Source organism: Pseudarthrobacter sp. efr-133-R2A-89 (assembly GCF_030209315.1).
GTDB lineage: Bacteria > Actinomycetota > Actinomycetes > Actinomycetales > Micrococcaceae > Arthrobacter.
In genome coordinates this window covers 349,837-374,909 of sequence record NZ_JARVSE010000005.1, presented here as the reverse complement: position 1 = coordinate 374,909, position 25,073 = coordinate 349,837, and the positions used below count along the sequence as shown (strand labels likewise).

The following is a 25,073-nucleotide window of genomic DNA, read 5'->3' as shown; positions in this document are numbered from 1 at the left end:
ATCCGAAGTCAGATGGCTTCGTGGAGGGCATGGATAAATGGCTGCACATGTACCCGACCTAGCGGGCATCCTGCCCGCGGTCCAGAATCTGACGAACCTCGCGAAAAGCTTCGAAACGGCGGTTGGCACGGGCTTCCCGAACTGTCGGATCAGGGTCTCTGAGTGCCGTCCTGCCGGGGTGGTAGGTTTCCACTGCTGCATATCGGGCAGCGACACGGGGGTGTTTGCGGGCGAACCGCTTCCACAGGGTCTGCGCTTCGCCGCCTTGGAGGAGTACAACTTCGAGCTTTGGCATCAAGTCGATCAACCGGGCCAAAGGGTTCAGCCCTTCCGTGATCTGCGGGCTCCTCAGACCGCTGGACTGATCGTGGCGGTACCACGGGTAGGCGTTCCAAGGGGTCAGGTCAGCAGGCGTCAGGTCCACCGAGGCGAGCAGTTGGCATTGGAGGGCTGCGGAATCGTCGTCGTTCTCCACGCACAGCATTCCGGAGCCCATGGTCTCGTGGGTCATCGGCCCGGGATCACGCAAAATGCTCAGGATCCGGGCCTCCGAGCCCCCATGAAGAGGCGCGACGTACGGCACCCACCCCCGGCCGGTCGAAGGCTCAGGCTCCCGGAGGGACTCGACCAGCTGGTTCACTGCAGTGACGTGTGGAAGGTGCACACCGGCGAACTGCTCAGCTTTGAAGGCCGCGTCCCTCATCTGTTTGACCATCCTTGGATACTAGCCGCCGTCCAGCCCCATCCCGGTCCGTGGCATTGTCGTGTTTCCGCCCTCACGGGACCGCTAGGACAAGCCACCCGGAACGGACGCTGCACCAGTGAGATACTTAGGGGCATCCAGGAAGCCGCCTACGAAGCGACAAGATCTTAGTGTTCCGGCTAGCCGCCAAATGTAGAAAGTCAGGCCTGCAAGGGTTCGTCGCAGGCTTTGCAGGCCTTCCGGCCGCCAACACCGGTCTCCTCGACGACCAGAAGCCGTTTCGGGTTTTCGTCCCAGACATTGCCCACTGAGTTACACCAGGCCGGGTGATAGACCTTTCCCGAGCTCACCGCGTAAACCTGGCCCGGGCCTACCCTGGGTGAACCATCGCTACGGCGCGACGCTGGTTCAACCGCGTGCAGCTCCCCCAATTCCTTGGACTCCTGCTTGGCTTTTGCTGCCGCCCGCCAGGCACGGCGTGGACGTGGTGTCATCTATTGATCAGTTTCTGTCGGGGCCGAATTGTCGTGTCATCAGCGCGTCCTTGTAGTGCGACTCCGCTGAATCCACTTTCGTGGAAGGTGTGCTGGGTCCGAAAACGCTCAAAGGTTGAAGACAAAGTGCCGGGCGTGGTCTGTCTTTGTAGTCTCTCCGGCTGCATTGTCGTAGGCAAGTTCGCGGAGAGCGACGTTTCCGCCGTGACCATCGCCAGCGTAGCTCGTCCACCGACCGAGGACACGCTCAGCCCCGTCCGCCTTCCCGATGTATTGCTTACCGTTGGTGGAGTCGGTGATGAGAGAGCAGCATCGGCCTGGTGCGGAGCAATCATGGAAGATCAACGGCACACCTCAACCCTTCATGCCAGCCAGTGCCTCGTAAGCCGACCGAAACTTCGCCGTCACGTCGATCCCACTGCGGCGCGCCCGAACCATCGGAAGTCTCGGACCACGGGCGTGAGGGCTGACGAGATTCCGGAGCTCTTCGCCCGTAAACTCCAGCGCCCAATCCAACGCGTTCGTTTCCCGGTCGAATCTAATGCACAGAGCCAGATCGATGTCGAGCGAGTCGAACTGGAACATGCGGTCCACTCCCCTCGGCAACGTACGCGTCTTCACCTGGATCTTGCGATCCAGCGCGTCAGTTAGGTCGTATCCCTTCGTCCCAGGGGGCGCAAGGACGCCACCGTAGACCGCCAGCGCCAGAGCTTCGCCGACCTCACCTTGAATACTGCCGGATGTGCGGGAGACACCGCGGCGAATAATCTCCTGTCCGATGCGCGATTGCAGTTGGAGCAGCTCAGAAAGAGTAAGTGCGCTCAAGTCAGGAATCGTCACGGGATCATCATAGATTCATGGGTAGATCAGCATCGCGGTGAATCGGCGAAGTCGGTGCTCGGACGACGCAAGACTTCGGCAGCCTGATCTTCTCGTGTCGTAGGGCCCACGTACGCTAAGGGCATGAACCAACGGCCAAGTTTCTTAGAGCGTGACCAGAGTTGAGCCTCACTGACTGTTTGAAGGATTCCGGCTCACCGGTGCGGGCCTACCTTGAGCGGGTCTCACCGCGCCTTGAAGCTTCGGCCGGCAACACCGCGGGCGCGCGGATTGCTGCCGGCGAACTCGGACTCACCGCGCTCGTTGACGCTGAAGTCGTTATCCCGCGGGCGGCCGGGGTTGATGGCACACTTTCAGGCACGGCTTTCGATTTCCGTGCACGGATCGAACTCGGTGGTTTCGATCCGCGGGCATCAGCCGCCGCGGCAGGCGTAGCCCGGGCAGCCGAATACACTGCCTGGGTCGAGAACGGTCACCATCGGGTGTCAGTTCTCGCTGAGTCATTCGACGTCGCGCAGGCATTGCTGCACCATCCGGCGAATGACACTGATCTTGATCGGGCCTCAGTCCTTCTTGCCCATTGCGAGCGTGTCCTGCGGTCCGGGGCACGGGCGCTGAGCGGCAGAACCGGGAAGCTGCTGGACAATGCCAGCGACGGACCCTCTTTCGCGGACCAGATCAGCCCGATGATGGTGGCCGACATCGGCTCTCTCGTCGAGGCCGGCCGGATGCAGCTCGAGGAATGGTGCGGCGAGATCGCAGACGGAACAGATTTTGCGTCGAACCCCGGGTTCGCGGGGTCGGAGCTCGTGGGCGGCGCGGACGCTGATTGGATCATCGGCGACACTCTGATCGACTGCAAGGTGTACAACCGGCTCAGCGTGTCCGAGCTACGCGGCTTCCTGTTGCAGCTCCTCGGGTACGTCATGCTCGACCTCGACGACCGTCTCGGCATCCGCCAGGTCGGGATCTGGCTTCCGCGCCAGGGTCTGATGCCGACGTGGAGCCTCACGCGGCTGCTTTCCGGGGACCCGGAGATGCTCCTCCCCTCCTTGCGGGAAGGCTTTGTGCGCACCACCGGAAACCAGCAGATCGCGCTCAAGGAGCCAGTGCCCGAGCGCCACAAACACCAGATCCTCGCCGAGAATCGGCACACGCACTTTGAGAAGCTGGACAAACTGGCCCTGAGCGAGGACCCAAGCATCCGGAGCCGCGTCGGGCGCAACACTGTCACACCAGAGGCAACGGTGCGTGCGCTTGCCGCGGATCGCGCATGGAGTGTCCGCAAAGGCGTCGCGATGAACGAAGCGGCACCTGATGACATCCTGCTGACTCTTGCGCGCGACAAGAGCGTCGCGGTCCGCCGCGCTGTCGCCGCGAATCCACGTGCGAAGCATGAAGTCATCAAAGCCCTGGCGTCGGATCCGGACGCCAGCGTGCAGTGGACGGCGCGCTCGAACGACGGAGCGGTCGTCCTGTTGTCTCAGCCAGGAGCGCGCCCTTCTGGGATGCCCGCTCCGGCGGGCACCATCATGAGCATCGACAGGGCCCCTGTCAGCCCGACGTCGGACGCAACGTGGCTCTGCAACTTCATCATGATGATCAACGGCGCGTCAGCGATATGGGCAACTAGACTGCCGATTCCGGACGCGAGCTGGCGCTGGGGTATGCAGGCGAAACGCCGGCTTGAGGTGCCTGCATGGCTCCGGGCAGGACTGCCGAATGACATCGCATCGGATCTGATGAGCGCCGACCGTCCGGCGCAGCTGCGGAGAGCGGCAGCATGGCAACGACCTGTCGATCATCACGGAATACGTGACGCCCTGCTGCAGGATCCTGACCCCGCCATCCGCTGGCGCGCGCTCTGCCGGACGGTGCACAAGGTCGACGACCACCTCGCTTCCTTGCTTACTGAGCTCGGAACATCACGCGCTGCACGGCTGCAGTTCCGCACGCACGGATCCAGCGATTTCAATAACATGGATCGTCAGGATCGGGCACGATACAACGACGAGGTGCTGTCGGTTCTGGCCTCGCATCGTTCCACTCCCCCTGACGTGCTGGAGCAGCTGCTTGCCAGCACGTCGCCGACAATCCGTGCGCGACTGGTGGCGAACCCGTCCGTCGGCGCGGAGGACCGAGGCATACTCATCGAGAAGATGCTCAAGAGCCGGGATGCAGGTTCACGGGTGTTCCTTGCGGAGCTTGATGACCTCCCGCTCGGCGTGCTCATGCGGCTGGCCGCCGATGATGACTTCGATGTCCGTTGCGCCGTCGCACGGCATGAACGGCTCCCCCAGAGCGCTATGGTTGCTCTTGCTTCTGACCCGGAGTGGGAGGTGCGCCTTGAGGTTCTTCAGAACCCGAGCACGCCCACGGAGCTCATCGCTGATACGGCGACCTCGGTTTTGCACGACGCGCCGGACTGGCGTCTTCCTGGTGTGCTCGCCGCGGTTATCGATCTGGCGTCTTCGGAGGTACCGGGGGGCGTGATCGAGGAGGCTCTGGTCCGTCTGTCCAAGAGCCGTCATCGGGACCCCGATGTCCGCGACGTTGCAGCGAGTCACGAGCGAACACCGCCCGCTGTGCTGACCAGGCTCGCCCGCGTTGCGGACCGCTACATCCAGGCGGCCGTCGCGGCAAACCCACGCACGCCGGTCGACGCTCTGGAGAAGCTCTCGATGGACCCGGACGAGTACGTCCGAACACGGGTTTCAGGAAACGAATCGACTCTGCCAGCGACGATCATTGCACTATCGCATGATGCGTCGCCAAGGGTGCGTCAAGGCGTAGCGGACCGGGCCAATCTCCCTCTCGACGTGCTGGAGCGCCTGCTGAATGACGAATCACAAGAGGTGCGGGAAATTGCATTAGCGAATCCTGGAGCACGAGAGGTGTTCCACCGCCGGGGTGAATCGTTCGATGATGCCGTTGCCGAATTCAACCAGAAACAAGCCCCGACACCGACGAACCGCGCCATGCTCCTTGAAATGGCTGCGAACAGCCGGGCCCAAGTGCGGCTGCTGGTGGCCTTTGACCCGAACGCAGACGCGGACATCCTCTCCTTCCTCGGCGGAGAACGACGAAGCACACACGTGCGACGAGCCGTGGCTGCGAATCCTCACTCGCCGGCAAACCTGCTCGCTTCCCTCGCCGAAGACAGCGACGAGCTTGTTCTTCAGGCAGTCGCCTTCAACGGCGCTACGCCTGCCGGCGTACTTCTTGATCTGGCGGCACGCAGCGTCGACCTGGCATTGCTCGTTGCACTGAATCCTGACACGCCCGATGAGGTTCTGGACGTGCTGACGAACGATGCCGAGCCGCTGGTCCGGTTCGTGGCGAACGGCATGAGCACAAGGCGGCACGCGTCGATTTCTGCAGGCACATCACGAGCGTCGCTCCCAACAGTCGGCCACCCGCACAGCTGTCAGTAGCTGACGGGCTGAACAGGGTCTGGCCGGAACAGGAGACGCATGCGACAGGAAGATCAGCGCGGCGTCGTGAAGATTGGCTCATGTTCAACGTCGTCGTCCCAGTAGTTGAAGCGGTCGCCCAGGAGTCCGAGGAACGATCGTGGGTCCACACGGTTGAGGCGCACCTCCAGTCCCCACCGACGTACGGTCGTGAGCGCGGCGTTCGAGAGGTGAAACCACATCCTGTCTTCGGTGAAAATCTTCAGCGGCGGCTCCGGGTCCTCCTCCCGTTCCTCCTCCTGCGTGAGCAAACTGACTCGTTCGACGTCGGCCTTGGTAATCGAGGTTGTCATGTTCAGGCCGCGCTGCGCTGCGCGTCCATTGACCACAATGTTGACGACCGCGAGGAGAAGGTGCCAGTCCTTCCACCCTTCGGCACGCAGCGATGTCACAAGTTTGATGAAGTCCGTGTCCCCAGCAAGCCGCGGGAGCGTCAGCCGCACCGGTGGCAGCATTTTCTCGTATCGTGCGGCGATCGCATCAATGGACGCGGCACGGTCGTAGGCCGATGCATGTTCCGGAAGCTTCCTGCGCAGTCCGGTGGCGGGCTTTGGCGACCGCGGCCTGTCGGCTCCGATGAGACCCCCTGACAATCCGCTGATCCCGTCGTAGAACGAATCTTTGTGAACGTCGACGAGGTCGTCGTAGGGACGCACGCAGGTCAGCATGTGCGGAAGCCCGCGTTCGAAGGTCCGCTCCATCACGGCGATGAATGCCGGCTGCCCGAGGAGCGACTGGGTGACGATCGCCTGGAGCACAGCGGAGGTGACCTCGAGCTGGTCCGCTTCGGGTGCCAAGGCTCCCGAACGGGAGAGGATCACCCGATGCCCGACTGTGCCACGGTCGCGCTCCGACTCCGCGGTGAACACCGATCCGGGCTCCACGGGCCGGTCCGAGACTTCGACCTCGACGCGGATCTCACCTGGCACGAGAAGGAGGTCCTCGCCGGCGAGGTCAGCGAGGGTGATCTGCACAGCCGCCACGAATCTCTCGGCCGCGAGTACGTGGGCCCGCTCGTTCGGGGCGGTCACGACCCATACATTGCCGAGCGCGGCCCAGCTGTACTCGCGCACCGGGCCTGCATCGGAGAAGGGCCGCCCAAGGCCCCCGCGGTCCGCCGCGTCTGCGGTCTCATCCTCTCCGGGGGGCTCAATGTGCGCGACCGAGGCCAGCATCGGAGCGACGAGCTCATCGAGCTCGGTGGACTGGACCACGCGTTCGATGGCAGGCAACAGCCCGGGGCGAAGCGAAGACGCGGCCCGCAGGACGTGGCACTGGTCGATCAGCATGTCCATGAAATACGGATAGCGCTCGAAGCTCCACGGATCACCCGCCAGTTGCGCCTGCGCCCAGATCCCGATTTTGAACGTTTCGGTGGCGGTTAGCCACTGGCCGGCCTGGTGCTCGTACGTCGCAGTCAGGATGATGCCCCGGGCCACGAGGACGGCGAGATCGGGGCCGCCGCTCATTCTTGCGACCGATACCGCGCTCATCGCGTACTGCTTCGCGGCCAGCGGAAGTCCGAGGTCGCTGTATACGGCCGACGCGAGCAGCATCATGATGGCCGCGCCCTCGGCAGCGTCGCCGTTGAGCCAGCTGAACTTCGCGGAATGAATCTCACGAAGGGCGTCTAGGGCCCGGCCTCCTTGGAGCAGAGCCATGGCGCGGCTTTGTGCCCGATCTCCTGCCGAAGCCCGCCCCGAGCGCTCGATCGTTACATCGTCCAGCGCTTGGCGCACCTTGAGATAGTCAGGGTGGTCGATCAGGGCAGGCGATGTGAAATCGAAGATCGACATGAGTTCATCCAGGGGTACCATCGGAGCCTCCGGCAGGGTCTCCACGAGGTCGACCAAATGCCTCATGCCTGCTTCGAGGTCGCGCAGCTCCGCGTCGGACGGCACACCCGGAAGCCCGCGTCCTTCCCGCTTGGCGGCGCTCAGTTTCTGGTGGATCTCCGACATCAACGGACCAGGTCCGGAGACTTCGTCGAGCTCCTCCGGCGTGAAGCCCCGGGGACCGAGAGCGAGGATCGCACCGGCTGCCAGCAGGCCCGCCTTCGCATTCATCCCGGGCGCTGCACGCAGCTTGGCTTCAAGCACCCTCTCCAAGTCCTCGGTCCATGCCTCCGCTTCATCCGATGTGATGGTGGTCCCGCCTCGCGGCAACGTCGCCTGCACGAGGCGCAGCAGGGTGATGGCGTCGACCAGCACGCCGGAGTCGGATGCTTGGGAGGTTAGCCGCCCGAAGTAGCCGCGGAGGATCCCGTCGACCGGCTTCAGTGTGTTGAGCCCGAACCCGGTTGCGAGGACGATTTCGTAGTCGATGCGGTTGAGCACATCGTCTCTTCTATGTGCCTCATCTCTCAGTGCCCGCGCCGAAGCGAGCCAGTCGGGCAGGTCGGCACGCGCCTCCGGATTCAGGCTGGAGAACCGAAGGCCTTCCCGCAGGTCGACGAACTCCCCCATCGAGCCTGAGCGGGCTGAAGGTGTTCGCCAGCGATTGCGTTCCTCGATATACCAGTCAGGGAGCTCATCACGGGACTCTTCGCGCGCGGGCGCGAGGGAGGATGGCAGATGGAGGAAGTCGACGGCGAGGTAGAACAGGTCCGCACTGGCGATCTCGTTCGCGATCGCCTGCGCATCCCAGATCTGCAGTGCAATCGAATGCAGTTCGCGCGCGTGTGCCTGGAGCTCATGCCTCTTCGCCGTGTCGACAGGCGCGACGGTGAAATAGATGACACGGTCGACCGGCTCCCCCTTGCCGCAGATCTTCGCAAGATCAGACCGGATCTTGGACGGAACGTTCTCGCGCTGCGCAGTTACTGCGAGAACGACTGCATCCTCAGTGGCAAGAGCGGTGAAGAGTGACGTGTCCGGCAGCTCCTTGGCCACCATGCTCCAGAAGCTCTCGGCGTCACGTCCTCCGTCGCCGCCGGCTGAGACCGGGCCCGTCGCAGGCAAGACGTTACTGACGATGCGACGGCGGGTCAGACCGAGACACAGCTGCTCGAACGGGTGATGCGCGTTGGTCTCGCCAAGGGTCTCGAGGTAGAAGCGGATCATCGTGGCGAGCTGGGCTGGCGAGGTCATGGTGGAGGGCTTCCGGATAGGTGAGGACTTCATCGTGGCATCTCATGATGGGAATTGATCGCCACTCCAAGGGCAGTCGTCTGGCCGCTCATGCTCGTCGGCGGCCGACCCATGCCAGATGCCGGTCTGCCACCACACTCCCACACAGTCGACGGCCGCGCAGGATGCCCACACGGGTGCGCCCTTCGACAAGCTGAAGACTGAAATCTCCCGGGTTGACTAGGTCCCGGTCCAGCACGATCGGCCACCGCTTCCAGGTGCCGTGGACTTCCCAACAGAGCCCCACACCCATGTGTACGCCGTACCTGCGAACGGCGACCCAGTGGTCCGGATTCTCTGCGAAATCCTCTATGGCTCCTCGGTCGGACGGTCCTGTCGGCATCACCATGAAATCGTCGACGGGCAATACTTCGACCTGCCAATCGATCTGGGCGAGATCGACCTCCCCGTAGTCATTCAGGAACGAGACATTCTCGGCGTGGTCAAATACCCATTGCTCCAGAACATCATCCGGCCAACCAAGCTGGTGGACCCTCTCCAGCTGCCGGAACTCGGCGAATCCGTACCCGCTCTCACGGCATTGCCGGGCGAGCTGAGAGAAATCACCTAGGCGCATGCGGCGATCGTTCATATGGCTCCGTGCACATCAGGAGTCCAGCTGTGAACATCACCGCTCAGGGCATTCGCAGTGCCTCGGCTCATTTGGTGCAGCGCGGAGCGTTGTCCGTCGCCGACTATCGTCGTCATGTGGAGGTTCTCCTGGATCTTGAGTGCACGCTTCGAATGTGGTCAGCAATTGCTATAAAGATACTGTCCGGCACCGACACAGCATGCGAACCTTGGTGCTACCGACTCGGAGACCGCAACGCATGGCGTAGAAGGCGACAGCGGAAGATGCTCCGACGGCGAGGCGGCCACCTGACTCAAGCAGGCTTGAACCGGGAGGCAACCGTCTCACGCATCCTCGCCACGTCAACGTCGCCGGCGGGCTCTTCTACAAGCACTTTGGCCAGCCGTTTCGGCCAGAGTACATGAATGCCATGGGTCGAGAATGCGCCCCCGATCAAGGGCCAGTCGGCTTCAACAAAGCACAGCGCCCCGGTGACCGGAACATCCCCAATAAGGTCTCGCACGACGTCGATCTGTTTGAGCACCCCATCGACCAGCTTCGTGCAATCCCGTCGGCCGACGAGGAGTTTCTCGACGCGGGGGCGAAAGATGCCACCCTCGACCTTCAGTTCAGGCCGTCCCTTGTACCGTTTGGCGTCAATGACCCAGATTCCACTGGGAGTGATGGCTATGTGGTCGATGTTGGCCTTCGATCCGGGGATGCGTCGGTCGTGAAGGACGGCCAGGCCATCAGCGGCCAGGGCATCCAGCCGAGCGCCGAGGCGTTCCTCGCCAATCGCGCCTCGATCCCAGGACTTGGTGCTTTGGCGTTCGTCAGAGAGGGTGACTGCGATGCCGCCGAATGGACCCCACTTCTCGCGGAGCTTTTCCTCGTCTTTCGCTTTGCGACGCTCATACTCGCGTCGGGCTGACGAGCCAGCTACTCCGGATACAGCCGACAACGACACATCACCAAGTCGTTCCAGGTCGGGGGTTGTTTCCGGGGTCTCGGTGGCACACTCCAAGCATCGGACGGTCTTCGTCTCGCTCTCGTAGATCGCTTCCGTCCCGGCCGGAAGAGATGCACCGCACAGCCGACACGCTCCGGCGTACCGGAGCCTCATCTTCTTCATGAGGACACAGGGTGGAGCATCGACACGGACTCAATCTGCTTGTAGATCACGGCGGTTAAACCGCGGATACGTTTACCATGGCTCAATCCTCGCCCACCGCATGTCAATTCCCTGCAACCGTCCCAGGAGCTGAGTGAAAATGTCGACCGCCGGCCTTCCGGTGAGCTGTAGTGACCTACGATCGAACGCCCGTAGGTCACTATGTCGTCTGCTGGCTGTCTGTATCCGGGAATTCACGGAGTGTGGCCGCTATGGCCCTGACTGCCGCCGGGTCCTCGGTCCAGTGCCGGGCCGTACGTGTACAGGCGTGGAAGTTTGTCACTTTCGATGCCTTGGCGGCCTCAGTTAGTTCTGCCCACGCTTCCCGCAGTTCCGCTTGGAGCTCAGGTGACATGGGCGCGCCTGGGACAGGTCCTGCGGCCACGACTGGACCTATGGGTGCCGCGGTTGCGGCTTTTCGTTGAAAAAGACTTCTAAGACCCATTTCCGTGTTCCCCCTTTTCCCCTCTGCCCAGAGTATCAATGTCCCCTCAAAGCGTCCGGGACACTACGACCGAGCGCCCAGCCCCATGGCCGGGCAGATAGCAGCAGCCGAACAGACGCGTTATTCCCGTGCGGCGGGCGGCGTTTCCAACGCCGGAAACAACCCCGATCCATGCCCCGGACAAAGAGAAGAACGACAACTTGGAACTCGTTTGTTTCACCTCTTAGTCCAGTCGATGTTCCATGCGCGCTGCTGTAGCGTGGCGTGCTGAAGGCCTGCCGGTCCCCCATCGGTGGGCCTTCTTTTCCCTCACTGCGGGGCACGATGGGCGAATTCTTGGCCGAAGTTGCCCCTGAAGTGGCTAAGAGACTGACGAAGCAGCCGCTGGATGTCAGTCCGCAAGGGTACGGAGCTTGGCGGCGCTGAATTCCTCGTCAGAGAGTGCACCCTTCGCATGGAGTTCTGCAAGGAGAGCCAGTTCTGCCGCTAAGGACCTTCTGCCCCGCATTTTGCCAAACAACCTCCGATGCCCGCCCGTGCGGGCTCGGGCTGCCGCTGGTTCCTGCGCCTGCCGTCGTGATGAACCTTTGATGGCAAGTGCGATGAGTAGGGTTATCGCGAGGACGCCTAGCGCGATTCCCAAGGGGGCTCGGAACGGCTCTGTTGCGTTTGCCACGACGGCCATAACCACCGCAGCAACTGCACACGTCCCAGCTATCCGAAGCCACCCTCGGCTGAGGCTGAACGCAAATATGTATTGACCTGGTTCGGTCGGTACTGCATGTTGGTTCATCTGCCGAGGATAGCCCTACGAATACTCATAGAACATCCCCTGATGTGAACGCGATGAACTGCCGAACGCTGAACTCGTCATAGGCGTCCTTGGTCCGCTTCCCGTTCCCATCGGGGGTGTAGTTCTTGCGACCCTTCCCAAAATACGAAGTCAAGATCGCGTCGTTGTGAATTCAAGCGTTGCCTGGGTTGTCGAGTTGCTTGCGCAGCCGCTGGACTTCAGCCTCCGCCGCGGCGAGTCGAGCCTCGATCTTCTCCCGATCGAGGTTCGTCGACGGACGCGGTGCCGGCGTCGTCCTCGTAACGAGCCAGCCGATCCGCTGATAGCCAGTGATCCGCCGCACCTGCGTACACGTGAAGCAGTCCCTCTCGGGCTCGGGGCGCGGCCAGCGCAGATCGATCATCTTCCGGATGTGGTCTCGCTCGACACCCTTTTCAGGCCATCCAGGGTTATCCGCTGCCGCCCAGCTTTCCTCGAAATCACGGCGGATTTCCACGATGCGCTCCTCGGACACCAGCTTGGGCCCGTCCTCGGGCTTCCAATCCACATCAGTGCAGACTTGCTCATAGTGCCCGCAGGAGAGCCTGACCCGCCAGAACGCCGACGTGTGTGGCTTGGGTTTCCGGATCTTCGCCCAGTCCTCGGCGTCCATCCAGTCGTATTCCGGCTCCACAGGGTCCGCCGGGAACTCCGTGACCTTGCGATCGACCCACTCGACGATGTCCCGATACGGCTTCTGAGCAGGTCCGTGGTCAGTCGTACACCAGAACTCCCCGGCGGGAAGCCTGCACTGACTGATGAGGTCGGGGAAGCGGCGATCGTCCGGATACTTGTCCTCTCCGTGCGTGTTGACCTCGTGCTTACATCCGCACTCCAACTCGACGCGCCAGCGAAACATGTTCTTGGCTTCCGGGACGAAGAGCGGCCAGAATACCGGGTCGTAATGCTGACGCAACTGGGCGACACCCTCCTCGAACTCCCGGAGGGCCTCCTTCTGAGGCCGCGCCCGCCCAGGTACTCGCTTCAGCAGTCTTGCGGATTCACGTGTCTGGTCATCGACCAGGGCAGTGTCGGCGGCGCTCACTATTCAATGCTCGTCCACAGCGTCACCCAAGTCTAGGAACAAGCCGGACATCATCCCGAAAACGTAGCTTTGAACAAAAGCCCGGTCCTGCGCAGTTCCAGCTGATGGTTTCTCGTTCGGCTAATTGTTGGCACCAATCTGCTAGGAGACAGCAGCCTGGTGTGGACGGATAATGAGCGGCTATGGAACCAAATGCTGAGGTTTCCCGTAGTCCCTGCCCGGGGGAAGAGTGGGCCTACAGGCAGCGTGACAATGCGCCGTCCGAGCGGGTGCACATCGTGGCGGTGCATCAGGAGGGTCGAAGATTCCGGGTCGACATCCGTCACATGCACGGCCATCCACCGGGCAGGGAGGAGAACGTCCCTCGCTCGCGGCTCAAGGTACCGTGGGAAGACGTAGTCCCGTACGATGCCGCAATGGATGGCTGGAGGCGGCTCAAGGCCGAGGCCATCGACGAACATGAGGCGTCGGCCCTTTGGGCGGCCCTTGAGCTGGTTGTACCTTCGGAGGTCGCCGAGCTGTCTGTCGCTTCAAGCGACGATTCGTTGACGGTCCACGATCACGTCGCCTTCGAAGCGCTCACCGGACAGACCGTGGCTGCCTTCCAAGCCCGATTTTCCTGGCTGGTTCACGACGGCGAGGTGTTCCTATCGCCGCGTGCGGCGCTGGCTGTCGTGGAGCTGGCCTGTCGCAGGAACCCGGCCCCGGTCCTGGACCTCGTCATGGCCCAGGAAGCGGTGGCTCGAGAAAAATCCAAACGGGGCGGAACAATTGAAAACTGGGAAACCCGGGAACCGTTAACGACTTCTGCCGAGTTTGAATACGACTATTACCTGCGCCGCCAAAAGCCCGTTCATGAGATCCTCCGCCAATGGTGCGGTTACGGCTCGGTGACGGCCCATGAACGGCTCTTGGCTGCAGAAGCGGAAGTCAATCGCCTCGACGTCCTCCTGACATGGGCTGTGGACCACATCCGCAGGACTGACAAGGGCACCGCAGAAATGATCGAGAGGGAGCACGAGGAGGACCGCATCACCCCTTACACCATCCGCCCGGTTCCCCAACGTCCGCTGAAACCGCACGAAATCCCGCGGATAGAAGTACCCACCCGCCGCGGCTGGTACCGCTGACACCTACCCACCGGCTCAAGACCTCAGGTCCAACGCCTCCGCGACATAAGCCACCTCTCGCACACTTTCACGCATACTCGGTTAAAGACATACCCCCGGCACTGGAGCGTTGTCTGGGAGAGCTTCTCCAGTTTCGCCGGATTGCGGAGCAGGATCTCCGCCGGACGCCAGGGGTCGAACTTGCCGTCCAACGCCTCCAGCCTGACGATCAGCCGATCGGGACCTCCATCACTTGACTAGCTCTGGCACACCTCCCCGAAGGTCCCACAACATCGGACATGCAGCCGTGCTACGCGGAGGAGCATGTCGCTGATCGTCGCCTAGCTCGACGGCAGGCCGAGCCTATCGAAGAACGCCCTGTTCCGCTCTGTGGCCGCATTGACGAGACCGTCGAAGCTGATGACTTCGACGTAGGCCTTGTAGGGCTCGATGTAGCCGAAGTACCCGAGCCCGTCATGTGTTTTGGTCAGGGTCGACAGCTTGCACATGCGCTCCATCGTCGGCGTCAGGTCGGCGATGACATAGCAGAAAGCCGGCGGCTCCTGCGCGCTCGACGGGATCGGTCGCCCAGTTGCAGTCGCCGCCTTGCCCTCACGGACGCGCGCGACGTAGTCGAGGCACTGTGCGATGGGGTTCTTATCCTCCGCCGTCGCATCATTGCGCATGGGACGCTTGAGCTCGACGACGACGATCGACTGCAGCGGCAGCTTCTGTCCTTCGGACGCGAGCACGGGCAAGTCCGGCTCGAGCACGCGGGTTGCCAGAATGTCTGGTCTGTTCGTCGAGGCATCGTCCGTGACGGGCATATTCTTGAACGTCTTGTCGGACGCGAGGTAGTCGTGGAAGACGAGCCGCTCGTCGAGGATCCACAAGTTTGACGCGTCGACCCCGACCTCGTTCGAGTCCTGCCGCATCGGGAAGAGCAGCTCATGGATACGGTCCTCGCGGGCGTACTTGCCGTTGCCGTCCGACTCGATGAGTTTCGCGAGGATGTCGAGGGTCGTTCGTCGTCGGGCGACGTAGTTCGCCAGGTCGGACTGGTTGAAATCCTTCACTGTCACGAGGTACTTGGCGAGGCGCTCGTCGTAATCTTCGGGCTTGTCTCCGCTCGAATCCGCGAATACGGCCTGGCCCTCTGCCAGTAAATCGGTTTCGATCCTCTGGGCATGCTTGTGCAGCTCCATTTCGAGGTCGGAGTCCTTCATCGACGGGTCCACGACGATCCCGGCTGATTCGATGCGCTTGATGAGCGGGCGGTACTTCGGCCCCTTGGTGCTCACGTATTGGTGGATCCGCTCCTTGCTCGCGACCCGCGCCGATGCCAGCGGCTCGGTCAGCGCCTTCGAGACCTCCTGCAGGACGCCTGTACGGATGTCGTCGAGCGTCGGCTCGTCGATCAGGGCGTCGCCCGCCATGCGCTCCGGCAGGTCGAAGTCCGTGCGGTCGGCCCTGACGTGGTCGTTGAGGTAGGTCGAGGACAGGTAGCAGACGTAGGTGAACTCGGTTGAGGTGCCGTCTTTCATGCGCGCGTAGAGGCCCGGCAGCTTCCCCGCGATGCTCTCGTCTTTGACGACCCGGTTCGCGGCGCACCAGTGCAGGCGCGGCGTCGCGTTGCGGGCCGAGGTCTTGAGGCGCAGGTTGAGCATCTCGAACGTCTGGCCCTTGACCTCGAACGACGCTGCAGTCTCGGAGTGCCCGAGCTCTTCGACAAAGTCCTTGAGCGAGAACGTCTCATCGTCGTCAGACACGAACACGTCGGGAGCGCCGCCGTCGCGGAGGAAGTACCAGATACAGTGCTCGAAGATTTCGCGCGCGATGGCCTCAACCGTCTTCGCCGCGCTCTGCTGGTACGGCTTCTTGAAGCCCTCCAGACACACAGAGCTGCCGGCATCGGTCAGTCCGTCGGGCGCGTCGTCGCGCACGACGTCCTGACTGACCGAGAACCTGAACTGACGTCCCGCAAGGGTCCCACCCTCGTAATAGGCGCTGCGCACCTCGACGCGATCGAACGCCACCAGCCAGAGCAGCCGACCCACGCCGCGGCAACCCATACCGGCCTTGTAGTCGCTGTCGAGCGTCTCGAAGGACGTCATGTTGTCGGGCGTGAACCCGATGCCGTTGTCCTCGACGCTGAAACCGGTGATGATCTTGAGCGGTGCGCGGCCGGGAGAGCCCGCGCTAAGGTCGAACGCGCCCTGCCGCTCCCGGTGAATCCGGACGGTGAGACGCCCTCGGCCAGCGGCATCGTCTGGGAACCGCGCGTCGATCGCCTGGATGCCGTTGACGACCGCCTCGTGCAGCGGGAGCAGCGCATGGGTTTTCGGCAGTGTCGTGTTCCGCACCCGCCCTGCCAGCGACGTCTTCAGCGCCATGGTACCTCCTCCATTCGTTCGATGTTATGGACATTAGCCGCGACCACTGACGTTGAAACTGATCATGCCTCGTTCCAGTCTGACTCAACCACTCGGCCGGCAAAACATGAATGTCAATGGGAAGAGCAGTCGAGCACGGCCACGTCCGGATCCCCAACGTGACGGTCGCGCGCCCTTGGATCACCATATGCTCATCGGCCTCCGCTGACGCTCAAGCTAGCGATTTTGCTGGCAAACCGGGCAAAAGTGGCTGGAGCGATTCATGAACTTTTCGCGTACGATCGGCGTTTCGCATCGCTTGCAGGCGTGCCCAGCGAGCCAATAGACACTTAGACTTCCGGAAAACCAAACCCAACTTCCCACGTTAAGTGGGCAGCGCTGGAGCGATGAGCACCACGTGCGAGTGGAGGAAATTCCTGTCGTTACAGTGAACACATCACGCGAATACTTAAGGACATGTCCCCGGGGGTCCATGTGAAGGGTAGGTTTTACGCTCACTTAGCGAGGAGAAAAGATCCCTGCGAAATCAGCACAAACAGGCCCATCCCAGTGCGATCACCACATACATACTGGTTGGCGAGCTCGGTTCCCGCGATTGGAAAACTGAGGCGATGTCAGATATCTCGTCCCCTCCCCTGTCACGCACAGCAGGCTCGGCGGATATGGCCGGGCCTTTGGCTCGAGCTGTCCGTGGGAAGCCCGGCCATGTTCGAGCGCGCTGTGGCTTTCATCGAGGGCATGGGCTGGTCGCTGGTCGCTGGAAGCCCTCGGCCCCGGCGGCTGGACACAAGGCCCAAAGAACATGACAGTTAGTAGGCTGTTAAAGCTTTCGCTCGCTACGTTGAAATGGGGATCATGACTCGCAAGGATGACTACAGCACAGCGGTAGACTCCCTCCTCAAGACCAAGCTGGACACAAGGCGGGGCCAAGTGGTGCCGACCTCAGATTCAATAAATCTGAACAACGGGGGTGTCTGGCTGAAAGCGGTTTATCTTTACACAGACATGGAAGACTCTTCCGGTTTGGCCAAGAATCACTCCGCTACGACGGCCGCTCAGATCGTGCGTGCTTTCTTGGCTGCTGTCACGCGAGTAATTCGTGACAACAAAGGTGAGATCCGAAGCTACGACGGAGACCGCGTAATGGCCATTTTCATCGGAGACAACGCCCCGACTGTGGCTGCAAGGACGGCCCTGGAAATCAAATGGGCAGTGGACGAGATAGTCAGGCCCAGCCTGGCATACCGCCTCAGCGAGTACCTCAAATCAAGTTGGGTGCTAAGCAGCAGGACCGGAATCGATCTTGGAGATGCGCTCGTTGTGCGTGCTGGCGTTCGCAACAGTAACGACCTGGTTTCCATCGGGGACGCTCCGAACATAGCCGCGAAGCTAAGTGACCTGCACGGAGCACGCACGACCATCACTGACCGGATGTGGAAAGAGATGGCCTATTCAACGTGTTATAGCAGCGGGGAGGGGAATGCTATGTGGAGTCTGGCGTACCCGAAAGATATCGGTGGTGGCCGCGTAGAAGAGATCAGAACGTCTAACTACGGCCTCAAGATTCTCTGACCGCCCGGGAATGAATCAAAGTCGCCGGTTAGTGTCAGCCCCTCCCCATAGGCTTGGATCCATTACTAGATAGCGAAGCAAGGAGAAGCATGACGCTGAGATCAGCCGTCGAGGATGACATCGTGAAGACGGTCAACACGAGTCTCACGACGACAGTGAGGAATGACGGTGTTATTGAATCCGTTCCTGATCCAGCCAAGATGGGGTACTCACAGGGTGTGTATCTGCCATCAACTTACCTCTACGCTGACATGGCGGATTCATCCGGGCTCGTCGCCATCGCTCCCCCCGACACAGTAGCCAGGGTCATGAAAGCCTACTTATCTGTGAGTACGCGGATCATCCGCGCCAACAACGGCCACATCCGCAGCTTTGATGGAGATCGGGTCATGGGGATCTTTGCTGGCACGGACAGGAACACAAGAGCGGCCAAGTCAGCTCTGCAGATCAAGTGGGCTATGAACAATCTGGTGCAGCCCGCTATAGCGAGCCAGTTTGGATCTATCAAGAAGAATGGTTGGCAGCTCAAGCACGCATGCGGAATAGCAAGCGGCAAGTCTCTCCTCGTCCGAGCAGGGTTCAGGGGCAGTGACGACATGATTTCCGTGGGGACAGCCCCAAACCTTGCGGCGAAACTGAGCGACATACGGCAGGACCACTTCACCACATTCATCGGCAAGGGCGCATATGACGGCCTGAATGACTCCGCCAAACTGAGCAAAGGAGTCAATATGTGGCACGGCCCGTTCAGCTACGCGATGGGTGGCAAGACCTACTCCTATTACAAATCCTCGTATCGCTGGTCGGTCTGATGCGTCGGGGCAAAAATGCAGAAGCCGGATCAGGCAAAAGCGACAAGGATGCGCTGGATACTGCCTGGCGTATCCACGGCGCTCTCGTCGACTGGACTGGAAAGGTTGACGCGAAGGCCTCCTTCGCGTTTGCACTCGAATCAGCCGGCCTAGCGATGTTAGTTACCCTCTCGGGTAAGGACCGTCTGTTCAACCGCCTCGAAGGCCCGGTCCAAGAGATCACATACTACGGAGCTGGAATTGCCCTGATACTGGCGGCCGGTTGCGCAATGTGGGTGGTTATCCCCCGGTTGCGTATGTGGCACGTTAAGAAGGAGTGGAGAGACAACTTTATCTACTTCGGACACCTGAAGTTCTGGCCTCTGGAACAACTGCCGGCCAAGATCAAAGACGCCGATATGCTGCCAATCCTATCCAATCAGATGGTCCGCATGAGCAAGATTGCCTGGACGAAGCACCTCCTCGTGAAGTCATCCCTGATACTCGCCTCTGTCGCAGGGGGAGGGCTGATCACGTGCGCGGCCTTGGTGAGGCTCGGTCTCACACCATAGTGGAGCTCCGGATGTCGTACCGGGCTTTCATGCTTGAGCAGTGAAAAAATTTGATGAAGGCTGCCGCCGATCATCTTCCGGATGTGGTCGCGCTCGGGGCCCTCGTGTGGCCAGCCAGTGTTCCCCTGGGTCGCCCAACTCTCCTCGAAATCACGGCGGATCTCCGCGACGCGCTCCTCGGACAACAACTTGGGCTCATCTCAGGCTTCCAATCCACGTCAGTGCAGACTTGCTGATGGTGCCCGCAGTCGAGCTTGACCTTCCAGAAAGCAGACGAGTGTGGCCGGGGTTTTCGGATCTTCGCCCAGGTCTCTGCGTCCATCCAGTCGTAGTCAGGTTCCTCAGCATCGGGCTGGGAACTCCGTGATTTTCCTGTCAACCCACTCGACGATGTCGCGGTAGGGCATCTGGGTAGGTCGGACGGGCACCAATACTCGCCGGCGGGAAGTCGGCATCGGGTGATGGGGTCGAGGTGGCTGCGATCGTCCGGGAACTCGTCCTCCCCGTGCGTGAAGACCTCGTGAGTGCAGCCGCACTCCAGCCGGACGCGCCAGCGGAGCATGTTCTTGGCCTCGGGGACGAAGAGCGGCCAGAACACACGCTCGTACTGCTGACATATCCCCCACGCTCCTTAACGATGCGCACTTGGGGGATTTTTTACCTCGAATCTAGTCTCCGCTCTCGGATACGGATACCTGGTCGAGACCGCTGGCGTTTATGTTTACCTGGGCGACTGGACCCCATACGGATGCACCATGCTCACCACCCCGAAGCTCGGAGGGAAGAACCCGATGGAACCAGCCATTGGCCATCTCGGGAACAATCGGTTCGATGCAAGGCAAGTACATTCGCAGCTCAACAAACAGTGCGACACCCATCCGAACGCACTCTTGGATATTGGCCTCATCGTCGGCCATGACCTCTTCCACCCAACCAGGTCCGGAGCTCCGCAGGATCGCATCGACCAGGGCTCCCGGAGTCGCATGCGCGTGCTCGGACCATGCGCTATAGAGAAGCTTGTACTGGTGCTGGCGCATCTTCAACGGCGACTTCTCGCACATTTCCCAGATTTTCCGCGATGCCCAGCTGGTGATGAAATCACCCTTCTTATTCCGGAACTCATCGAATTCAGAAGTCTCTAGGTACTTCTCCAAGGCATCAAGCTTCGCAAGGTTAACTGGGTGTCCGGCTTGTGCGTCGTATCTCATCTCGTCGCGACGGGCTTCGAGCTTCTCCAGGACACCGAACTTCACATACCGCCGCATGGCCTCGCCGCGGTCCTCCTGATGGTGGAGGTATTCGATGTTCACGACCAGCTCGAACAGCTGGCGCAGCACGCCTTGTGCCAGCTCCCAATGCCCGTTCTCAACCAAGATACGGATGCCCTTAAGCGCGTTGATGCCGCGAGTGAGGATCGCCGCGTCGAAGTCGTACTCGCGGGACGGGTGATCCGGCCAGCTGTGCCGTGCGGCAGTGTGTGCTTCGTCATCGATGTCGCCAAGAACGGCAACTATCGTTTTCGTCTCAGGTGAACTGGCGACCACCTTTACGTCGGATTGGATCCCATTGGCAGGGCGCGTTGAATTGCGCTTCTACTTGCGGCTCATGGGTCGATCAAATCAGATCTGGAGCCATGCACCTAGATCCGCCAATACAGAAGCGGGCCGTGTTTTAGCCCTGCAGTGCGAGCGAGACGCGTTTGCGTTCGGGTTGGACCTCAAGAATCCGGACATTGACGCGTCCTCCGATAGCGAGGCCGTTCCCCTCCGGCCTTCGCATGGTGGACGGCAGTCGCGAATTGTGGATGAGGCCCACGATGCCGTTTTCGAGGGTGACGAACACTCCAAAGACGGCGAAGCCTTGGATCCGGCCAGGAATCGTCTCTCCGGTGCGAAGCCGTGCCCATGCCTCATCTGGAGGCGTCTTCCTCGGCTTTCGGTGCCGTGGTGGCCGGCTGCTGTGGCCCTCACTGTTGTCATCTTGGGCATCGGATGCAGCGTTTGGCGACGTGCTCGAGGTGCTGGCATCGGGAAGAGCGGCCCCGGACGGGTTGGGAAGGTTGCCGACCACCTCCAATGCCTGCTCTCTGACCTGGTCCAGATACCGCTCATAGGCAAGGTCGGCAAGCCTGCGTTCACGGACGAGCGTTCCTTCCTCCATTCGGTACCGTCGGCTCCTGTCCCCTCTGAACGATAGCCAGTTGAAACTTGTCGTGACATAAAAGTCGTCGCCGACGAGCACCTTGGCGTGGGTGTTCTTCAATCGCACTACGGCAAGCTGTTTTGACCGTCGCGCTGCCGAATGAAGCTCGGTGAGGGACTCGTCGATCTTAGGCTGGTCTTCATATCCCCAGGCGATGATGACAGGGCACTTCGCAGCCAATTTCTCGATTTGCCTGATCCAGGTCTTTGTGACCACGGCACTTGTGATCCACGGGCTGATGATGAGGAGTCTCCGCCGGGCCTTTGTCACTGCTTCATCGAGAATCCAGGGATGCTCATAGGTGCCGAGCCACCGTATCGCGGCCGAATCGACAGTCTGGCCGGCTTCTGCGCCGGTATCCGGATGGGGTCCCACTGTCCCGGTTTCGGGACCGTCTGCCATCGCTTGGAGCGTGAGAACCTCTTCTCGCGCCATCGTCGGGGTAACGCCGGGCTCCGGTGAGTCGGTCCGTGTTTGGCCGTCGGCGGGCGACTGCGGTCCTTCAATTCTGATGCCGAGTCGATCGACGGTCTGAAGGCGCTCGAGTTGCACCTCGTGGGCCGGACTCCACGTACCGTCAATGTCTAGGCCCAGACGAACCGAGTCGGAGTCGATTCCTTTATAGATCAGCAGGATGGCTTCTTTGAAGTACTTCCGGTTCTCGGTGACACCGAGAGTGCCGAGTATCCGGTTGACCTGGTTCCTGCCCCCGAGAATTGCGGTGAGGTCGGCGGCGGACAGTTCGTCTACGGCTGCAGGTTCGCCTGACGCTGGCGGCAGGACCAATATTCCTACACGGTTCCCTACCTCGGCTGCGCGTGTGAGGGATCGTTTAGTCCAGGCGACTGGTTTGCGAACGATCCTGTCAAACATGACCGAGAGCGTGACGACTTTCGGAGCCTCTGCCACAGTATCCTCGAGTGCCTCTTGCCCAGGGGGCAGGAGTTGTATGTGGCGGTGGTCGGTGTCGAGCGCCCTGTAGTCGATCATCTCCCTCTGCAGCAGGGCCCCGATCACATTCGCGGTATCGTCTTGATCGAGTCCGAGGAACCAGGAGATTTCCTCGATCCGCTTCAAACCTAATTTGATGGCCCGGAGGGTGTATCGCTCGGCGACGCCGAGCTCGCTGGCTCTTTCGGCCAGCAGGTCGACGGTGAGCACTGAGGCTGGGATGGCGCAGGGCTCTGCGGACACCAAGAGGTGGCCAGGGATGACGTGGGCGTGGCGTCGGGCAGCGAGGGCGAGGGGGTCGGTCACACGAACTCCATTCGGCAATCGTCGGTGTGTTCTATGTGGTGGAGCACTCTTTTCAGCGGTCCGTCTTTCGCAGTGCAGAATTCCGAGTCTCCGACAATCCAGAGGAGTTCGCGTGCGCGTGAAAGAGCCACATTGATGCGGCCTTCCCCGAAGGACTCGGAGAGGAAACCCATTTCGAGTCGGGCGTTGCTCCGGGTGACGGAGAATATTACGACGTCCGCTTCTCTGCCCTGTACGGCGTCGATCGTTTTGACGCTGGTGTCGAGGTGGGGAAGATTAAGGGCCCGGACTGCGCGGTCCAGCATGTGGAGCTGTCGTTGGTATCCGGTGAGGACAAGGACTTCGATCCGGTTGCCGTCCAGACGGTGGAGCTCGCCTCTTTCGGCCATTTCTTCCAGTCGGGAAAGTCGTCGGCAGACGATGTCGACCTCGGTCGAGTTCGAGGAGCTTTTCGCCTTGGCCGAGTCTTCATGTCGGGTTTCGCGACGACTTGTCGAGAACCACGCCACGCGAGGTTGCCCGCTGAGGGCTTCTCCGTCGAGTGAAGGATGCGGATCGTGCACCAGTTGCTTGTCATAGAAGGTGTTGGAGATCAGTTGTCCGATGGGGCGAGCCATCCGATGCTGCGTGACGAGGCTCTCTCTGCAGTCATTTGGTGACTCTGCAACCAGGATGCTGAACAGCGAGTCGGAGCCGAGCAGTTCGTCGAGATTGTAGGTATCGACAAGCTCACTGTGGTCCATGACCTCTTCGCGCATCGGCGGGAGCTGTTTCGTGTCGCCCACGAGCACCCACCGGCGCGAACGCACCATGGGGACGAAGAGTTCGGTGGAAGTTGCCCGTGACGCCTCGTCGACGATGCAGAGGTCGAAGTCGATATCGCGGACGCTCTGGTTTCCCAAGAATCCCATGCACGTCCCGGCGATGACGGACTGTTTCGGAAGGAACAGCAGCTCGGCCGCGCGGGGATCCTGAAGGCTTGCCAGCCAGTCGGCTTGGGCGCGCATGATGTCCCGGAGGCGGGCAGCGTCGGGCCTACTATCCAGGCACGCTGCGGAAAGCTGGGTGAGTGTTTCGATGGTTTCCTGTTCGGCGACATTGGCATCAACGGCACCGGCCTGCTGTCGAACCGTGTCCAAGGCGAGGGCTGCCGCCTTCTCAGCCCTGTCCAGCCGATCCGTCAGTTCGTTTTCGACGTCGTCGTCGCTGTCCTGTGGGTCGAATGATTCGAGTTCTGCCTTACGCTGGTCCCGGAGCCGCAGCGCGGCTGCGGCCTCCTCTGCGGCGAAGGCCAATCGGAGGCTCAGGGCGGAGACGTCGGCGGCAGCGGCCAGCTGCTCGAGCCCTTGGCCAGCCCTGTGCCTCACTTCCTCCGTCCAGGCTTTGATCTTGTTCGGCAGGAGGAGATGGACCGCCTCCTGGGCTACCTGGTCTTCTCGCGTCGAGAGTCGGACAAGGCCGTCCACTCCTGCCCTGTCGAGACGGCTTACGGCGTTGTCAAGAGCAACGTGCATCTGGCTGACGAGGAGGATCCTGTCATTTGGACGGGCCCTCAGGTGCTGGGCGACGAGCTCGCAGATGAAAGACGTCTTTCCGGTGCCCGGTGGGCCTTGGACGAGGAAGAGGTCAGAGGCTCCGAGTGCCTTTGCCACTGCGACCTTCTTGTCGTCGTCGAGGTCCGCGTTGATGGGCGCGAACTCCACTGGCTGGGCAGGAGAGCTCGACGCGGGGTCCAGTACCAGGTCGCGAAGGTCCGGGCGCAGGCTTCTTTGGTCGCGGAGCGAGCCGAGTGCTTCCCGTTGTCGCCGCACTGCGGTGTTCGAGGCTGTCCGGTTCCTGACCAGGACTCCGTCTTCAGGAAAATCGGCAGGGTTTCCTGAGATTCGGACGGTCGCCTCGTCTCCGTCGATCTCCTCCACGACGCATGAAACAGCGGTTCCGGACGTAGGCCGGGCTGTTTCGCGGGCCAAGAGGTCCTGGTCGAGGATTTCCTCACGCGGTTCGTGGTCCAGTTGGAGGTTTGCGGTGTTCCAGTGACGGGAGTTGAGCCTGTATCCGACAGGGTCTTCGAGTTTCCTGTCGAGTTCCTCCTTGGCCTCGATGAGTCGTGACCAGCCGTCAAGTCGGCTTTGGCGGAATCGTTCGCTGTCGCGGTCCTCGGCATCCTGGATGGCCTGCCGAAGGAGTTCGTGAAGCTCGTTGGTCGCGCGGTATGCAGCCAGCGGGCTCGCCGGTTGCCGGGCGGTCCAGATGTACTGATCTGACGGCAGGAGGACTGCTGCTGGCGAGCGACGGCGTGCCTCAAGTTCGTAGAAATCGCGGACGTCGGCTCGCGTGCAGACCATGCCTCCCTGCGTGAACTTGACGACGAGGCAGAGCTCGTCGCCGACGAGCTCGAACTCGTCCGGGTTGAGGATGACCGCTGAACCCTTCTGGACTCTGCGGGGGACGGCGTACGTGGCTGTTCCCATGAGG

General features: G+C 61.5%; 17 protein-coding genes. 5 read left to right on the top strand and 12 right to left on the bottom strand.

From position 1 onward, the window contains the following. Positions 1-58: 58 nt before the first annotated feature. Entirely contained in the window at positions 59-715 is a 657-nt protein-coding gene (locus tag QRM95_RS10900; RefSeq protein WP_133830808.1) for a uracil-DNA glycosylase, read from the bottom strand. Positions 716-1,551: 836 nt separating this feature from the next. Then, on the bottom strand, positions 1,552-2,037 hold the full coding sequence (locus QRM95_RS10895) for a hypothetical protein (protein ID WP_133830809.1): 486 nt from the start codon (positions 2,035-2,037) through the stop codon (positions 1,552-1,554). Positions 2,038-2,198: 161 nt separating this feature from the next. Between QRM95_RS10895 and QRM95_RS10890 the strand changes: the two genes are divergently transcribed. Beyond that, positions 2,199-5,471, top strand: coding sequence for a glycosyltransferase family protein (locus tag QRM95_RS10890; protein WP_133830810.1), 3,273 nt, complete (start codon positions 2,199-2,201; stop codon positions 5,469-5,471). 53 nt (positions 5,472-5,524) lie between these two features. On the opposite strand, the gene QRM95_RS10885 is transcribed toward QRM95_RS10890, so the two are convergent. The 5 genes from QRM95_RS10885 to QRM95_RS10865 form a co-directional block, all read right to left on the bottom strand. Beyond that, positions 5,525-8,599, bottom strand: coding sequence for a hypothetical protein (locus tag QRM95_RS10885; protein WP_284978251.1), 3,075 nt, complete (start codon positions 8,597-8,599; stop codon positions 5,525-5,527). Between the two features lie 88 nt (positions 8,600-8,687). Next, positions 8,688-9,230, bottom strand: coding sequence for a hypothetical protein (locus tag QRM95_RS10880; RefSeq protein ID WP_208294369.1), 543 nt, complete (start codon positions 9,228-9,230; stop codon positions 8,688-8,690). Between the two features lie 292 nt (positions 9,231-9,522). Next, positions 9,523-10,341 carry a nuclease-related domain-containing protein gene (locus QRM95_RS10875; RefSeq protein WP_243835341.1) on the bottom strand — a complete coding sequence of 273 codons (819 nt, stop codon included), beginning with the start codon at positions 10,339-10,341 and terminating at the stop codon, positions 9,523-9,525. An 875-nt stretch (positions 10,342-11,216) separates the two neighbouring features. After that, positions 11,217-11,333, bottom strand: a complete 117-nt coding sequence (locus QRM95_RS10870; protein ID WP_267217940.1) for an SHOCT domain-containing protein — start codon at positions 11,331-11,333, stop codon at positions 11,217-11,219. A 457-nt stretch (positions 11,334-11,790) separates the two neighbouring features. Continuing rightward, complete coding sequence (locus QRM95_RS10865; RefSeq protein WP_285247723.1) at positions 11,791-12,702, bottom strand: hypothetical protein; 912 nt, start codon at positions 12,700-12,702, stop codon at positions 11,791-11,793. A 182-nt stretch (positions 12,703-12,884) separates the two neighbouring features. Here QRM95_RS10865 and QRM95_RS10860 point away from each other — a divergent pair, with 182 nt between their 5' ends. Then, the gene (locus QRM95_RS10860) at positions 12,885-13,832 is read left to right on the top strand and encodes a hypothetical protein (protein ID WP_133830814.1); all 948 of its coding nucleotides are present in this window, start codon (positions 12,885-12,887) and stop codon (positions 13,830-13,832) included. A 320-nt stretch (positions 13,833-14,152) separates the two neighbouring features. Here QRM95_RS10860 and QRM95_RS10855 read toward each other — a convergent pair whose 3' ends face one another. Then, positions 14,153-16,204 (bottom strand): ATP-binding protein, encoded by a 2,052-nt coding sequence (locus QRM95_RS10855; protein WP_284975250.1) that lies wholly within the window; start codon positions 16,202-16,204, stop codon positions 14,153-14,155. Between the two features lie 216 nt (positions 16,205-16,420). Next, positions 16,421-16,678, bottom strand: coding sequence for a zinc finger domain-containing protein (locus tag QRM95_RS10850; RefSeq protein ID WP_284975304.1), 258 nt, complete (start codon positions 16,676-16,678; stop codon positions 16,421-16,423). A gap of 381 nt (positions 16,679-17,059) precedes the next feature. Here QRM95_RS10850 and QRM95_RS10845 point away from each other — a divergent pair, with 381 nt between their 5' ends. The 3 genes from QRM95_RS10845 to QRM95_RS10835 all read left to right on the top strand — a co-directional run bounded on the left by QRM95_RS10845 (position 17,060) and on the right by QRM95_RS10835 (position 19,139). Beyond that, positions 17,060-17,776 carry an adenylate/guanylate cyclase domain-containing protein gene (locus tag QRM95_RS10845; protein WP_133830815.1) on the top strand — a complete coding sequence of 239 codons (717 nt, stop codon included), beginning with the start codon at positions 17,060-17,062 and terminating at the stop codon, positions 17,774-17,776. An 89-nt stretch (positions 17,777-17,865) separates the two neighbouring features. Beyond that, positions 17,866-18,588, top strand: coding sequence for an adenylate/guanylate cyclase domain-containing protein (locus tag QRM95_RS10840; RefSeq protein WP_133830816.1), 723 nt, complete (start codon positions 17,866-17,868; stop codon positions 18,586-18,588). Continuing rightward, entirely contained in the window at positions 18,588-19,139 is a 552-nt protein-coding gene (locus QRM95_RS10835) for a Pycsar system effector family protein (protein WP_133830817.1), read from the top strand. Before QRM95_RS10840 ends, QRM95_RS10835 begins: the two co-directional genes overlap by 1 nt. 668 nt (positions 19,140-19,807) lie before the next feature. On the opposite strand, the gene QRM95_RS10830 is transcribed toward QRM95_RS10835, so the two are convergent. The 3 genes from QRM95_RS10830 to QRM95_RS10820 all read right to left on the bottom strand — a co-directional run bounded on the left by QRM95_RS10830 (position 19,808) and on the right by QRM95_RS10820 (position 25,069). Then, positions 19,808-20,683, bottom strand: coding sequence for a DUF5677 domain-containing protein (locus tag QRM95_RS10830; RefSeq protein WP_285247722.1), 876 nt, complete (start codon positions 20,681-20,683; stop codon positions 19,808-19,810). 127 nt (positions 20,684-20,810) lie between these two features. Continuing rightward, entirely contained in the window at positions 20,811-22,598 is a 1,788-nt protein-coding gene (locus QRM95_RS10825) for a S1 RNA-binding domain-containing protein (protein WP_133830819.1), read from the bottom strand. Continuing rightward, positions 22,595-25,069, bottom strand: a complete 2,475-nt coding sequence (locus QRM95_RS10820) for a DEAD/DEAH box helicase (protein WP_285247721.1) — start codon at positions 25,067-25,069, stop codon at positions 22,595-22,597. Before QRM95_RS10820 ends, QRM95_RS10825 begins: the two co-directional genes overlap by 4 nt. Positions 25,070-25,073 lie beyond the last annotated feature (4 nt).